The sequence below is a fragment of the Arthrobacter crystallopoietes genome (assembly GCF_002849715.1).
GTDB lineage: Bacteria > Actinomycetota > Actinomycetes > Actinomycetales > Micrococcaceae > Crystallibacter > Crystallibacter crystallopoietes.
Genome location: NZ_CP018863.1, coordinates 3,849,381 through 3,862,764, shown reverse-complemented (window position 1 = coordinate 3,862,764; position 13,384 = coordinate 3,849,381). Strand labels below are relative to the sequence as shown.

15 protein-coding genes, 6 tRNA genes and 1 riboswitch are annotated in these 13,384 nt (G+C 63.7%); of the genes, 6 read left to right on the top strand and 15 right to left on the bottom strand.

What is annotated here, in order from left to right; translation table 11 throughout:
- Positions 1-76 precede the first annotated feature (76 nt).
- A complete protein-coding gene (locus AC20117_RS17810) occupies positions 77-721 on the top strand; it encodes a TIGR03085 family metal-binding protein (protein WP_074702515.1) in 645 nt (214 codons plus the stop codon).
- 18 nt (positions 722-739) lie between these two features.
- Here AC20117_RS17810 and hisF read toward each other — a convergent pair whose 3' ends face one another.
- The 15 genes from hisF to AC20117_RS17735 all read right to left on the bottom strand — a co-directional run bounded on the left by hisF (position 740) and on the right by AC20117_RS17735 (position 12,340).
- Positions 740-1,510 carry an imidazole glycerol phosphate synthase subunit HisF gene (gene hisF / locus AC20117_RS17805; RefSeq protein WP_074702516.1) on the bottom strand — a complete coding sequence of 257 codons (771 nt, stop codon included), beginning with the start codon at positions 1,508-1,510 and terminating at the stop codon, positions 740-742.
- Between the two features lie 14 nt (positions 1,511-1,524).
- Positions 1,525-2,367, bottom strand: a complete 843-nt coding sequence (gene hisG / locus AC20117_RS17800) for an ATP phosphoribosyltransferase (RefSeq protein WP_074702517.1) — start codon at positions 2,365-2,367, stop codon at positions 1,525-1,527.
- Between the two features lie 99 nt (positions 2,368-2,466).
- A complete protein-coding gene (locus AC20117_RS17795) occupies positions 2,467-2,730 on the bottom strand; it encodes a phosphoribosyl-ATP diphosphatase (RefSeq protein WP_074702518.1) in 264 nt (87 codons plus the stop codon).
- An 80-nt stretch (positions 2,731-2,810) separates the two neighbouring features.
- Entirely contained in the window at positions 2,811-3,296 is a 486-nt protein-coding gene (gene ribH, locus AC20117_RS17790; RefSeq protein WP_074702519.1) for a 6,7-dimethyl-8-ribityllumazine synthase, read from the bottom strand.
- A gap of 87 nt (positions 3,297-3,383) precedes the next feature.
- Positions 3,384-4,022 (bottom strand): GTP cyclohydrolase II, encoded by a 639-nt coding sequence (ribA, locus tag AC20117_RS17785; RefSeq protein WP_074703430.1) that lies wholly within the window; start codon positions 4,020-4,022, stop codon positions 3,384-3,386.
- Between the two features lie 29 nt (positions 4,023-4,051).
- On the bottom strand, positions 4,052-4,750 hold the full coding sequence (ribB, locus tag AC20117_RS17780) for a 3,4-dihydroxy-2-butanone-4-phosphate synthase (protein ID WP_074702520.1): 699 nt from the start codon (positions 4,748-4,750) through the stop codon (positions 4,052-4,054).
- Complete coding sequence (locus AC20117_RS17775; protein ID WP_074702521.1) at positions 4,747-5,403, bottom strand: riboflavin synthase; 657 nt, start codon at positions 5,401-5,403, stop codon at positions 4,747-4,749. The genes ribB and AC20117_RS17775 overlap by 4 nt, the downstream gene beginning before the upstream one ends.
- Positions 5,403-6,488, bottom strand: a complete 1,086-nt coding sequence (gene ribD / locus AC20117_RS17770) for a bifunctional diaminohydroxyphosphoribosylaminopyrimidine deaminase/5-amino-6-(5-phosphoribosylamino)uracil reductase RibD (RefSeq protein WP_074702522.1) — start codon at positions 6,486-6,488, stop codon at positions 5,403-5,405. Before ribD ends, AC20117_RS17775 begins: the two co-directional genes overlap by 1 nt.
- Positions 6,485-7,186: a nicotinamide riboside transporter PnuC gene (gene pnuC / locus AC20117_RS17765; RefSeq protein WP_074702523.1), complete on the bottom strand. Its 702-nt coding sequence runs from the start codon at positions 7,184-7,186 to the stop codon at positions 6,485-6,487. The genes ribD and pnuC overlap by 4 nt, the downstream gene beginning before the upstream one ends.
- A gap of 113 nt (positions 7,187-7,299) precedes the next feature.
- Positions 7,300-7,444, bottom strand: a riboswitch (FMN riboswitch).
- Between the two features lie 75 nt (positions 7,445-7,519).
- A complete protein-coding gene (gene rpe / locus AC20117_RS17760; RefSeq protein ID WP_074702524.1) occupies positions 7,520-8,179 on the bottom strand; it encodes a ribulose-phosphate 3-epimerase in 660 nt (219 codons plus the stop codon).
- A gap of 8 nt (positions 8,180-8,187) precedes the next feature.
- On the bottom strand, positions 8,188-9,738 hold the full coding sequence (locus AC20117_RS17755; protein WP_074702525.1) for an RsmB/NOP family class I SAM-dependent RNA methyltransferase: 1,551 nt from the start codon (positions 9,736-9,738) through the stop codon (positions 8,188-8,190).
- Positions 9,735-10,685, bottom strand: a complete 951-nt coding sequence (gene fmt / locus AC20117_RS17750; protein WP_074702526.1) for a methionyl-tRNA formyltransferase — start codon at positions 10,683-10,685, stop codon at positions 9,735-9,737. The genes AC20117_RS17755 and fmt overlap by 4 nt, the downstream gene beginning before the upstream one ends.
- A complete protein-coding gene (gene def / locus AC20117_RS17745) occupies positions 10,682-11,257 on the bottom strand; it encodes a peptide deformylase (protein ID WP_074702527.1) in 576 nt (191 codons plus the stop codon). The genes fmt and def overlap by 4 nt, the downstream gene beginning before the upstream one ends.
- Before the next feature lie 55 nt (positions 11,258-11,312).
- Positions 11,313-12,176: a cytochrome gene (locus tag AC20117_RS17740; RefSeq protein ID WP_074702528.1), complete on the bottom strand. Its 864-nt coding sequence runs from the start codon at positions 12,174-12,176 to the stop codon at positions 11,313-11,315.
- A gap of 92 nt (positions 12,177-12,268) precedes the next feature.
- Positions 12,269-12,340 (bottom strand) — tRNA-Val (locus AC20117_RS17735).
- A gap of 302 nt (positions 12,341-12,642) precedes the next feature.
- Here AC20117_RS17735 and AC20117_RS17730 point away from each other — a divergent pair.
- The 5 genes from AC20117_RS17730 (at position 12,643) to AC20117_RS17710 (ending at position 13,197) form a co-directional block, all read left to right on the top strand.
- A tRNA-Gly gene (locus AC20117_RS17730) sits at positions 12,643-12,716 on the top strand.
- 54 nt (positions 12,717-12,770) lie between these two features.
- A tRNA-Cys gene (locus tag AC20117_RS17725) sits at positions 12,771-12,841 on the top strand.
- Positions 12,842-12,902: 61 nt separating this feature from the next.
- Positions 12,903-12,974 (top strand) — tRNA-Val (locus AC20117_RS17720).
- A gap of 33 nt (positions 12,975-13,007) precedes the next feature.
- Positions 13,008-13,084: transfer RNA gene (locus AC20117_RS17715), tRNA-Gly, on the top strand.
- 41 nt (positions 13,085-13,125) lie between these two features.
- Positions 13,126-13,197: transfer RNA gene (locus tag AC20117_RS17710), tRNA-Val, on the top strand.
- The last annotated feature ends 187 nt before the right edge of the window (positions 13,198-13,384 follow it).

The following is a 13,384-nucleotide window of genomic DNA, read 5'->3' as shown; positions in this document are numbered from 1 at the left end:
CACGCCGCCTTGCCACGAGGCCATACAACGTTATGGGCGGCCCAAAAATGGCTGCTTCATGCTAGGTTCAGGATTGATGCATTTCGTTGACCCGTCCCGTGAAGTTCTGGCCGAGACTCTGCTAGCAGCCGGCCCGGACTCCGCCACGCTCTGTGAAGGCTGGCGGACTGCCGAACTTGCCGCGCATCTGTATCTGCGGGAACACCGGTTGACGGCCCAGCTGGGCATGGCCTTCAAACCCTTGTCCAAGGTTTCAGACGAAGCCACCCGAAAGCTGGCAGACAAATCCCGCGGAACAGCGGGCTACAGCAAATTGGTCAAGGCCTTCCGCGCCGGCCCGCCCCGGCTCTCGCCGCTGAAGCTCAAATCGGTCGATGCCGCCGCAAACCTTATTGAGTATTTTGTCCACACCGAAGATGTCAGGCGCGCCACTACGCGGTGGGCCCCGCGCGCCTTGGATGAGGAATACTCCAATGCCTTGTGGGACGACCTGATCAAGCGCGCCGCCCTCCTGTACCGCGGAGTGGATCTGGGCATCGTGCTGGTGCGCCCCGACGGTCCCCGGCATGTCGCGAAGCGTGCTTCAGTGTCGGTAGCGATCGTCGGCGAGCCTGGCGAACTGCTTATGCACGCCCATGGCCGTACCCAGCACGCCCTCGTAACTTTCGAAGGCCAGCCGGACGCCGTCGCCTTGCTGCAGAGCGCCGAAATCGGTCCCTGACTCTGGCCCCGCGTCGGGTCAGCGGACCGGGTAGCCTGCGGCGCGGATAGCGTTCTTCACCTGGGCGATGGCATCGTCGGGTCCGAAATGGAACACGGACGCAGCCAATACGGCATCGGCACCGGCCGCCACGGCCGGCGGGAAATGCTCGGGCTTGCCGGCGCCGCCGGAGGCGATCAGCGGAACCTGCACCGCGGCACGCACCGTCCGGATCATCTCCAAGTCGAAGCCTTCTTTGGTGCCGTCGGCGTCGATGGAGTTAAGCAGGATCTCCCCCACCCCGCGGTCGGCGGCTTCCTTGGCCCACTGCACGGCATCAATACCCGTGCCTTGCCTGCCGCCGTGCGTCGTGACCTCGAAGCCGGAAGGCACCGAGGATTCAGCCGTCCGCCGGGCATCCAGCGACAGCACCAAAACCTGCGAACCGAAGTGGTTAGTAATCTCGTCGATGACCTCCGGGCGGACCACGGCTGCGGTGTTGATCGACGCCTTGTCGGCACCGAAGCGCAGCAGCCTGTCGACGTCGGCGACGCTGCGGACGCCCCCGCCGACCGTCAGCGGGATGAAAACTTCCTCCGCGGTGCGCGCAACGACGTCGAACGTCGTCTCGCGGTTACCGGAGGAGGCTGTCACATCGAGAAAGGTCAGTTCGTCGGCACCGGCACGGTCATAGCGGTGTGCCAGTTCGACCGGATCCCCGGCGTCGCGCAGGCCTTCGAAATTGACACCCTTGACTACCCTGCCGGCGTCGACGTCAAGGCAGGGAATGACGCGGATTGCTACAGACACTGGTACTTCCCCGATCAGATACGGCAGGCGTGAATGGTGCTGACCAGGATGGCGCGGGCGCCCAGGTCATACAGCTCATCCATGATCCGGTTGGTCTGCGTGCGGCTGACCATCGAGCGTACCGCGACCCACTCGGAGTCGCGCAGCGGGGAAACGGTGGGCGATTCCAGACCTGGCGTCAGGGCGGCAGCCTGCTCCACCAGTTCCTTGCGGATGTCGTAGTCCATCATCACGAACTCCCGGGCGACAATGACGCCGCGGAGCCTGCGGATCAGGACTTCCAGGCCCGTGGGAACTTCGCCCTTGCGGCCGATGAGTACGGCCTCGGAGCGGAGGATGGGTTCGCCGAAGATCTCCATGCCGGCGGCCTTGAGTGTGCTGCCGGTTTCCACCACATCCGCGATCGCGTCGGCGACCCCCAGGCGCACGGAGGACTCCACGGCTCCGTCCAGCCGGACAACCTTGGCATCCACGCCACGCTCGGTCAGGTAGCTTTGCAGCAGCCCGTCGTAGCTGGTGGCAAGGCGCCTGCCCTGCAACTGCTGCACGTTGGAGAATTCACCGACTGGGCCGGCGAACCGGAACGTTGAGACGGCGAAGCCAAGGCTCAGGAGCTCTTCGGCTTCCACCTGTGCATCGAGGAAAAGGTCGCGGCCGGTGATACCGACATCCAACGTGCCCTTGCCAACGTAGACGGCAATATCGCGCGGGCGGAGGAAGAAGAACTCGACGTCGTTGTCCGGATCCATCATGACCAGCTCACGGCTGTCACGACGCTGCCGGTAGCCGGCCTCGGTGAGCATTTCGGACGCGGCTTCGGACAGGGAACCTTTGTTGGGGACGGCTACGCGTAGCATGAAGATGACTTTCTGCAGAGGATCGGTTGGCCGTACGACGGCCGGTTTTGGGGAAACTGCCCCGGGCAGGCTTGGCGGAACACCTCTGGCGGCGTCCCGCTACAGATGCTTGTATACGTCTGCCAGGGTCAGGCCTTTGGCAATCATCAGGACCTGCAGGTGGTAGAGCAACTGGGAAATTTCTTCCGCCGCCGCTTCATCCGACTCGTACTCCGCAGCCATCCATACTTCAGCCGCCTCTTCCACAACCTTCTTCCCGATGCCATGGATACCTGAGTCCAATTCGGCTACGGTACCCGAGCCCTCCGGGCGCGTCTGCGCTTTCTCGCTCAGCTCGGCAAAAAGGGATTCGAAGGATTTCACGCTCCCAAGATTACGCCAGCACATGGCCCGGGCCGCAAACCGGCCCGGGCTATGTGACGAATCCCCTTGTCCGGAGGCGTTTAGACGCCGAGCTGGCGGAGGGTGGCGGCCGTGGCCAGGGCTGCTGTGACGGCCTCGTGGCCCTTGTCCTCGTTCGAGCCCTCAAGCCCGGCCCGGTCGAGGCCCTGCTGCTCCGTATCGCACGTCAGGACGCCGAATCCCACGGGTGTCCCGGTATTGACACTGACGTCGGTCAGCCCCTCGGTGGCTGCCTGGCAGACGTACTCAAAGTGCGGGGTTCCACCACGAATAACGACGCCGAGGGCCACCACTGCGTCATAGTGCGGTGCCAGCCGCGCAGCTGCCACCGGCAACTCGAAGCTGCCGGGAACTCTAACCAGCGCAGGCTCGGCGATACCGGCTTCCTTGGCGGCCCGCAGGGCGCCGTCGATCAGGCCGTCCATGATCTGCGTGTGCCAGCTGGCGGCGACGATGGCCAGTTTCAGCTCGCCGGCATTGCCGTTCAGTTCGGCGACGTCGATAATCGGTGCTCCGTGTCCGCTCATGTTTTACTCTCTGCTTTCTGTGAATGTTCGTACCCTGCCGGGATTGGCGGCGGGTTCATCTTCAGTACTGGGAAGGTGCCGCTGTTATCAGCTTTGGTGGACCGGGTGGTCTTCAAGCAAGGCCAGCCGATGGTCCATCCGATCCCGTTTGGTCTGCAAATACCGCAGGTTCTGCTCCCGGGATGGCACTTCGGAGGAGATCATTTCCACGACGCCGATGCCATAGCCGGAGAGCGTGCTGCTCTTGGCCGGGTTGTTGCTCAGGAGCCGGATGTTGTCCAGCCCCATGGCATGCAGGATCGACGCCGCGGCCGAATAGTCGCGCGCATCCACCGGCAGGCCCAGTTGTTCATTGGCCTCCACGGTGTCGGCGCCGTCCTCCTGCAGGGCGTACGCGCGGATCTTGTTTGCCAGTCCGATACCGCGGCCCTCTTGGCCACGCAGATACAGCACCGTGCCGCCCTGTTCAGCGATCAAAGCCAAGGCCTGGTCCAACTGCTCACCGCAGTCGCAGCGGAAGGAGGCAAAGACATCCCCTGTCAGGCATTCCGAATGCAGCCGAACCAGCGGAGCCGTGTCGGGGCGGACCGGCGAAGTGATGCTCAGGTGCTCCACCCCGGTAGCACTGTCCGTCCAGGCCCGGGCCGTGAAATAGCCGAAAGCCGTCGGCAACTGGACGGCGGGACCGCCGGTCACCTGGGCAATAGAGGCCGGCGGAACCGACACCGGGGCCGGCGTTGGGTCGTTTCTGGTGGTCACTGGTGCGCCTCCTGTCCGGCGGGTTCACGTGTCTGGAGGGACTGCGTACTTTGTGGGCTTGGTCCTTCGGCCGCGATGAACTGGACAAGGTCCTCGATGGATACCAGCGGGCAGCCGTGCTCATTGGCAAAGTCGCGCAGCGCGGGCAGCCGCATCATTTCCCCGTCATCGTGTACGAGCTCTGCGATCACGCCTACCGGCGACCGGCCACCAAGCCGGCAGAGATCGACAGCAGCTTCGGTGTGCCCCCGGCGCGCTAGGACGCCACCGTCGACAGCCCGGAGCGGGAAGATATGGCCCGGCCTGTTCAGCTGGCTGGCAGTACTCAATTCAGATGCCAGCACCTGTGCCGTTCGTGCACGGTCGGTGGAGCTGATGCCGGTGGTAACTCCGGTGGCGGCATCGCAGGAAACGGTGTAGGCGGTGCCCTTCGCGTCCTGGTTGACTTCTACCATCGGCGGAAGGCCTAGCTCATCAGCGCGGCTGCCGGTCATCGGAACACAGATCACTCCCGAGGTGTACCTGACGGTCCAGCCCATTAAGGCAGGCGTGGAGGCGTCGGCCGCGAAAATGATGTCCCCTTCGTTTTCGCGGTCTTCATCGTCGACCACCACAACCGGCCGGCCGGCGGCGATGGCACTGATTGCTTGCTCGATGGCGTCGAGCCGGATCCGAGGTTCCACTGCCGCGCTCATGAGTGCGCTCCAGCTACGTGGCGGGCTGCAGCCTTGTCCGCTTGGGAGAAGGCGAGCAATCGCTCGGCGTACTTGGCAAGCACATCTACTTCGAGGTTGACCTTGTCGCCGGTGGCTTTGGCGCCCAGATTCGTTTCGGCCAGCGTGGTGGGAATCAGCCCCACCTCGAAATACGCGTCCTCTGCGTCGACCGGGCTGACCGTGGTCACTGTCAGCGAGACACCGTCGATCGCGATCGATCCCTTTTCGGCGATGTAACGGGCGAGCTGGAAAGGGACGCTGAAACGCAACCGCTCCCAGTCGCCCATATTTTCGCGTTCCAGCAATGCGCCGACACCGTCCACGTGTCCCTGGACCACATGGCCATCCATACGTCCCCCGGCTGGAACGCACCGCTCGAGGTTGACGCTGGTGCCGGCTTTGAGCTCACCTGTGGTGGTCCGGGTCAGCGTCTCCCCCATAACGTCGACGCTGACAACGCCCGGCTTTGATTCCACCGCGGTCAGGCAAACGCCATTGACGGCCAGGGAGCCGCCGAGTTCAAGATCCGCGATCGCTTCCCCAGCCTTGATGGTCAGGACAGCGCTGTCCTTCGCCGGGTTCAGGACCAACGATTCCACGCTGCCCTGCTCGGTGATGATTCCGGTAAACATTAGAGGCCTTTCCTGCCGCTTGGGATGCCGTGCGGCATCGGTTCCAGATGAAGGCGCAGATCTGCGCCAAGATTTGAGGTGCGGCCGCCGCCGCTGTTATCCCAACGCCACTGAGAGGCCTCAGCCAGCGTCCGGATGCCTAAGTCGCCGGTGGACCGGGTTCCATCGCCCAGGAGCATGGGCGCCAGATAGAGGACCAGTTCGTCGACGAGATCCGCTTGCAGGTAGGCTCCCGCCACGGCTGCACCGCCTTCGACCATGGCGTGACCGACTCCGCGCTCCGCCAGCTCGCGGAGCACCTCGGCCGGATCATGCGTTCGCAGCTGCATGAACCTGCCGTCGTCCCCACGGATGGCGGAGTCTTCCGGAACGTCGCGCAGCCCCATCACCACTCGCAGCGGCTGGGACTTCGTTGCCGCGCCCGATTCGTCCCGTGCAGTCAGCCGCGGATTGTCTGCCAGGACTGTTCCGGTGCCGGCGATGATCGCGCCCACACGGCTGCGGATGCCGTGGCTGTCCTGCCGCGACTCCGCGGAGGTTATCCACTGGCTTGTTCCGTCCGGCGCTGCGATCAGCCCATCAAGCGTCTGGGCAATATGCATGGTGGTGAACGGACGGTTTTCCGATTTGGCCCGGAACCACCTGTGGTTCAACTCAAGCGCCCGCTCCTGAAGCAGACCGCTGCGTACGCCGATGCCGGCGTTGCGGAGCACATCTCCCCCTCCCGTGGCCTCCGGCGTGGGGTCCGCAGCTGCATAGATGACGTTGCCGATGCCTGCGTCGACGATGGCTGCCGCGCACGGCCCCGTGCGGCCCTGGTGATTGCAGGGTTCAAGGGTCACCACCATGGTGCAGTCGGAAAGATCCTGCTGCTGGGATATCCGGTGGCGAAGATTGGCCAGCGCGTCGATCTCCGCGTGCGGCGAGCCGGCACCGCTGTGGTACCCGATACTGAGCACTTCACCGGTGGCGTCGAGAACTGCCGCGCCGACCAAAGGATTGGCGCCGCGGAATCCGAGCTTGGCGGTGTCCAGTGCGAGCTCCATCGCCCGGTTTTCCGCGGGCGAGAATCCCTGGCTGCTCATGATCGACCCCCCGTGCCGACGCGGACATCCGGCAGAAGGGTTTCAACCTCGGGCTTGGACCGATCCTTGGCCCGCCACCAGACAAAGAACCCGATCAGGGTGAACACGCCGTAGAAGAGGTACATGAAGGCGGACGCGTAGTAGCCGGCGCTGAACAGCAGCGGGACTCCCACGATGTCGACCGCCACCCAGATCAGCCAGAACTCCACCCAGCCGCGTGCCATGCCGTAGGTGGCAAGCAGCGATCCCATAAACGTCCAAGCGTCCGCCCAGACTGGTTCGTATGAACCGAGGGCGGCGAAGAGCGGAGTCAGAGCGACGGTGCCCAGGATCAGACCTGCCACCAAGCCGATCCGGGCTCTGCCGGATGCCCATTGTGGGGTTACCGCGTGGCCCGCGCCGTCTTGCTTGCTCTGGCGCCAGCGCTGCCAGCCGTAGACGGCCACTGCGATAAACATGATTTGGCGGCCGGCCTGGCCGAGCAGGTTCGCAGTATTGGCTGAGCCGAAAAGCGACCCGAGAAAAACCGTCAGCAGCAGGGCATTGCCGATGATGCCGACGGGCCAGGCCCATACCTTGCGGCGCATGCCGCCAAGGGCGCTGAGGAGGCCGAAGATGTTCCCTACGACTTCGCGCAGCAGTAGTGAACTGCCCGCGACGGGAATCTGAGCTTCAAAGAGCCACCGCAGAAAATCCATGTCGTTCCTTTCCGAAAGCCGCGGCGGCTCCGGGGTAACGACAGTGCGGTAGGTTCAGGCAGTGGACGTGGTTCCGCACGGAACCTACGCACCGCTGGCTGTTCTGCCAACTGCACGTGCTTCTCCCATCCAGACTTTAACTGTCGGTACCGGAATTTCACCGGCTCAACCGTTGCCCTGAATTCCTTGCGGAATCCGTGGCGACGGGTCGCGGACTATAACCGCCGGTTCGGACTTACACCGACCCCGGAGCACGTTGTTTGTGGTTGTTATTCTGCCACAACCTGCATCGCAGGCCTCATATTCCTGTCATGTCGTGTAATACATGACACATCAAGCTGTTTCGGCGGATTTACGCAAGGCGGAGATGGCGGCATCCGGATCCTCGGCACCATATACGGCCGACCCCGCGACGAAGACGTTCGCTCCCGCTTCCGCTGCCCTCTGAATGGTTTCTTCGGTCACGCCCCCGTCCACCTGAATCGCCACGGGCAGGCCCGAACCAGCTATTGCCGAGGCTGCCCTGCGGATCTTGGGAAGTGTGACATCAAGGAAGGCTTGTCCACCGAATCCGGGTTCCACGGTCATGATCAGCAGCATGTCCATTTCGGGGAGCAGATCAAGGTAGGGCTCGACGGCGGTGCCGGGCTTCAGCGCCATGCCAGCCTTGGCTCCCCGCTTGCGCAGCTCACGGGCCAGGCGGACGGGAGCGGCTGCGGCCTCGACATGGAAGGTCACCGAGTCAAGACCTGCGTCCGCATAGGCAGGCGCCCAGCGGTCCGGGTCCGCAATCATCAGGTGCGCATCCAACGGAAGCCTGCTGATCTCCTGGATCCGCTCCACCACGGGCAGCCCGATAGTCAGGTTCGGCACGAAGTGATTGTCCATGACGTCAACATGCACGGCGTCGGCGGAGCTGATCTTCCTCAGCTCCGCCTCCAGATTGACGAAATCAGCGGACAAAATACTTGGGTGTATGCAGCACTGTGCCATCTGGATCCTTACTTTGCGTTTCCGGCTGGATTGTCTGAGGTCTTCTTGCGCAGCAAGCCCAGGAACATTGCGTCTGTTCCGTGGATATGCGGCCACAACTGGGCCGTCGATCCTTCCGTCTGTGCATGGCCCGCCTGAAGATTTCCCGACAGGCTGACTGCATCCAGCGCCGACGCTGAATCCAGCAGCTCAATGTCAGGATGGCGGCGCAGCGCATCAGTGACCACAGCGGTGGTTTCGGCTGGGTGCGGCGAACAGGTGACGTACGCTACGAGCCCGCCAGGCTTCACTGCAGCCAAGGCTGAATCAAGCAGTTCGCGCTGCAAAGGCGCCAGCTGGGCAACGTCGGACGGCTTGCGCCGCCAGCGTGACTCGGGCCGGCGCCGCAGAGCACCCAGGCCGGTGCAGGGAGCGTCTACGAGGATCCGGTCGAACCCTTCAGGCTGCAGCTGGCCAAGGTCGCGGCCGTCCCCGGTCCGGACTTCCCAGACCTCACGGTCGACGGGCCGCAGAGACTGCCGTACCAGCTCGGCCCGGTGCTCGGCCGGTTCGTTGGCCAGCAGGGTCGCGGACTTCTTGGCGGCCAGGGCAGCCAGCAGTGCGGCTTTGCCTCCGGGTCCGGCACAAAGGTCCAGCCAGCGCTCGGGACCCGAGGTCAGAGTCTGGGCTTCGGCCAGTGCGCGGGCGACGAGCTGGGAGCCGGCATCCTGAACTCTCGTTGTTCCCGTCCGGACGGATTCCAGGCGTCCCACGTCGCCTCCGGAGAACAGCGCTGAATCCTGTACCAGGGAGCCCGGTTCCGCGCCTGCCTGAATCGCCTCGTCCAGTGTGCCGAGCCCCGGCAGTGCCACGAGGTTCACCACCGGTGCAGCATTGTCCGCCGCCAGCAAGTCCTCGATTTCCCCGACGCTGCGGCCGTGCCCGACGAGGGACTGTCGCATCGCCCTGACTATCCATTCCGGATGGCTGTGCATCACAGCTGCAGCGGCGACGGGATCCTTCTGGCCGGCAGTCAGTTCCTCGGTCCAGCCAGCGAGTTCCTTGGCGGAAACCTTCCGCAGTACGGCATTGACGAGCGCGCCCGGACCGGCTCCGATGACAACGCGTGCCAGTCCGACAGTCTGGTCCAGGGCCGCGTGTGCGGGCACCCGCATCGCCAGCAGCTGGTGAACCCCGAGGCGGAGCGCGTCGAGCACGGCCGGATCGAGCTCGGCCAGCGGGCGGTCTACGCAACGGGCCAGAATCGCATCGTAGGTGCCGAGACCACGCAGCGCTCCGTACGTCAGCTCGGTAGCGAACCCTGCGTCACGTTTGTCGAGCCGGTGCTGCCGGATCTTCACCGGCAGCACCAGGTTGGCATAGGCATCGTCGGCGTCAACAGCACGCAGCACTTCGAATGCCACCAGCCGCGCCGGATCCGCCTTGCGTGTTCGCTGCGCCGGCACGGACTGGGAGAAGGAACGTTCTCCCCCGCGGTTGCGTTCGCGTCCGGCGGCATTGCGGCGTCGCTCGGGGCCCTGCCCCCTGCGGTTGCCCTGGGGCCTATCCTGTCCGCTCACTCGAAGTGCACATCCTCACGTTGTCCAAGACCGCGCGCCCAGTCGGCCGCCGCCATCATTTTCTTTCCCGCAGGTTGAACCTGTTGCAACTGCACGGCGCAGGATCCGGTACCCACCAAGGCAGAGGCCGCGCCTCCCCCGGTCAGTTCCACCTGGCCGGGCCGCAGATCCCGCCGGTCTTGCCTTAGGACAACCGGACCTAACTTGAACCGTTGCCCCTGCAGCATCGTCCAGGCACCGGGTTCCGGCGTCACGCCATTGATCCTGCGGCGCAGGGCCAAAGCCGGCTGGTTCCAGTCGATATGGCCGTCTTCAAGACCTAGTTTGGGAGCCAGGGTCACATCCCCTGACTGGGGCACTGCTACTGCTTTGTCCACCGAAATGGCCGAGAGAGTTTGGGCGAGCAGGATCGCGCCGCTGTTCGAAAGCCGGGTCAGCAGTTCGCCGCTGGTGTCCTCCGGCCGGATGGTTTCCGTCAACGTCCCGTACACGGGGCCGGTATCCAGGCCTTTTTCGAGCAGGAAGGTCGATGCGCCCGTCACGTCGTCGCCGTGGATGACGGCATGCTGGACAGGAGCCGCACCACGCCAGGCCGGCAACAAGGAAAAGTGCAGATTGATCCAGCCGTGCCGCAGCATCTGCAAAGCCGGCTCCGGAACCAATCCTCCGTAGGCGACGATTGCCGCTACATCCGCGTCGGTCTTGGCGATCGCGGCCATGGCCTGGTCATCAATCCGGTTAGCCCGGATGACGGGCAGGCCCATTTCCTGGGCGCGGGCAGCTACCGGCGAGGGCGTGAGAGTCTTCTTACGGCCGACCGGCGCATCCTCGCGAGTCAGTACCGCGGCTACCTCAAATCCTGCTTCAACAAGTTTCTCCAAAGATGGAACGGCCACTTGGGGCGTTCCCGCAAAGAGTACGCGGAAAGGTCTCGAAGTTCCCGTCATGCGGAGGGCTGCCCGAACGTTCCCCGCGCAAATCCGGAGCCAACACTGGAGGAGCGCTTAACCTCAGTTTCCTTGGCCACGGAGTTGTAGGAGGAATCGCGGATGGAGCGGAGAGCACTCTTGCGATCGTCGCCGGAGAGGTGGTCTATGTACAGGACACCGTCCAAGTGGTCCGTTTCATGCTGGAAGCAGCGTGCGAGCATGCCTTCGCCTTCCAAGGAAACAGGGTTGCCGTTGACATCAACGCCGGTCACACGGGACCAGCGCCGCCGCTGCACTGGGTAACCGAGGCCGGGAATCGAGAGGCACCCCTCCACCCGGTCTTCCTGAAAATCATCGCTGTTTTCCAGGACGGGGTTGATGACGTGACCCCGCTGCCCGTCGATCAGGTAAGTAAAGACCCGCAGGCTCACTCCCACTTGCGGTGCTGCGAGGCCAGCGCCTTCCACACTTTCCATCGTCTCGTCCATGTCGGCCACCAGCTTGGCCAGTTCCGGGCCGAAGTCGCGAACAGGCTCTGCCTTGGTGCGCAGCACCGGGTCCCCGATAATCCGAATACTCAGGACGGTCATGCGTGAATCTTCCTTACTGTCGCTCAGCCGGGTGTCCGTTCCAGTCTAAGTGGCCTTATCCAGCGACCGGCCGCAGCACAGCAGCGGGCGGACCGATGGGCAGCAGCGCACGGCCGGCGTCGGTCACCTGCAGCTGCAGGTCCCAGACCCGGCGCAAAGCGCAGAACTTGTACCAGTGGTATTTGAGTACTTCCGGATTGGCCCGCATGGGCCGCACTTCGGTCTCACCAATAGCAACGCCCAGCAGCAATGGAGAGTCTCCGTGTGCCCACGGCTCCCACGTACCGGCCTGGGCGTCCACCAGGCTTTCCTGCGCTTTCATTCCCGCGACCAGCTGCATAACAACTTTTTCATCCATGGGCTTGACCTGGCCGTTGCGGTCCGTGCCTTTCGTCTTGAAATCGATCAGGCACAGCCGGCCCCCGATGCGGGCCACGAGATCGAGGGTGCCGGCGTAGCCGACCTCGGCGTTCCACACGGTGATCTCGGGCGCTACCGGTTCCACCTGGTAGAGCTCCCACCACTCGTCAAAACGCGCGGCGAAGGCATCTTCCCCGTTGGCCCTCAGTTCCTCGCGGGCCTCGGCCATGCGATGCGGGCGGCCGAGGGCGCGCAGCGAGACCTGCTCGCAGTAGCTGTGTACCCGGTCGCCGCGCAGTGCTGCGGCATCCCGGAAGCGTTCCGCCGCCGTCGAGGCTTCCTTCGCCAGTGCTCGGAGTTTCGCCGGATTGCCCGCCGCCTCTGTCAGCCGGTGGTCCTGCGCCATGGCGGTGGCCGCCATATGGGAGAACCAGCCACCCAGATCCACGGGCGCCTGGGAAATGACAGTGGTAATGGACGGCACACTGGGCAGTTCAGTGGTTGAGCGTGAATACATCCGCCCGAAGTCGGTTTTGTGGGCCAGTGCCGGATCAGTCATACCAAGAATCATGTCAGAGACGGCTGACGGTTTCCTGCCGGAAAGAAAACGGCCCCTTACCTGTGGAAAGGCAAGGGGCCGGCTTCTGACGGTGGGCGATACTGGGTTCGAACCAGTGACCTCTTCGGTGTGAACGAAGCGCGCTACCACTGCGCCAATCGCCCGTCTGGGATGCACTCCCGGCTAACCGGACCTGCATCGTTTATGAATGTTAGCCGACGTTCGCCCTGACGCAAAAACGGCGGATTTTGCCGTACCGACGCGCCAGGCCCCCGGCCTCCTCGCCCGGATTCACGTCACCTCAAACCGCGTCTGTGCATGCCACTCCGACGCCGCAAATAGGCCGCAAAACCGGCTCTCGAACCCTCGATTGGACGAAGCGGAAAACGTCCTATAGAGTCTTTACTCGTTGGAAATCGAGAAAACGTTCCGGTCAAACCGGAGGTAAACTTGATGAAATCCACATGCGGACGTAGCTCAGCTGGCTAGAGCACCACCTTGCCAAGGTGGATGTCGCGGGTTCGAATCCCGTCGTCCGCTCGCAAGTCACTGTAAGTGCCAGTTCTACTGGCCGGTCCTGAATCTGCAGGCCACGGTGGGGTGGCCGAGAGGCGAGGCAGCGGCCTGCAAAGCCGTATACGCGGGTTCGAATCCCGTCCCCACCTCGGTTACGGTACTTCATAGTTCTTGCAGTTGTTTTGCCTAGCAATGCAACAAACCCTTTATGGGCGATTGGCGCAGCGGTAGCGCGCTTCCCTGACACGGAAGAGGTCACTGGTTCGATCCCAGTATCGCCCACGGAAATGGCCCGGTTTACCGGCACCATTCCACGCGGACGTAGCTCAGCTGGCTAGAGCACCACCTTGCCAAGGTGGATGTCGCGGGTTCGAATCCCGTCGTCCGCTCCAATCCGATCATTGCGCTTGCGGCGCCGATGCTGAAGGATCCAGGGCGATTGGCGCAGCGGTAGCGCGCTTCCCTGACACGGAAGAGGTCACTGGTTCGATCCCAGTATCGCCCACAAAGAACGGCTCCCCCTCGGAGCCGTTTTTGCATTTAACGGCTATCTCCTCAAGCGTGGAGATCCGGGCTATCCGCCTTCCTGGTGCCGGCATCTCCCCCTCTCCTTCTCTTTCGGACCATTTCCAGCCTGATTTGACTGATGCCAGACAGACCGGCCAAGAGACTAATAGGCCAAGGCCCGCTCC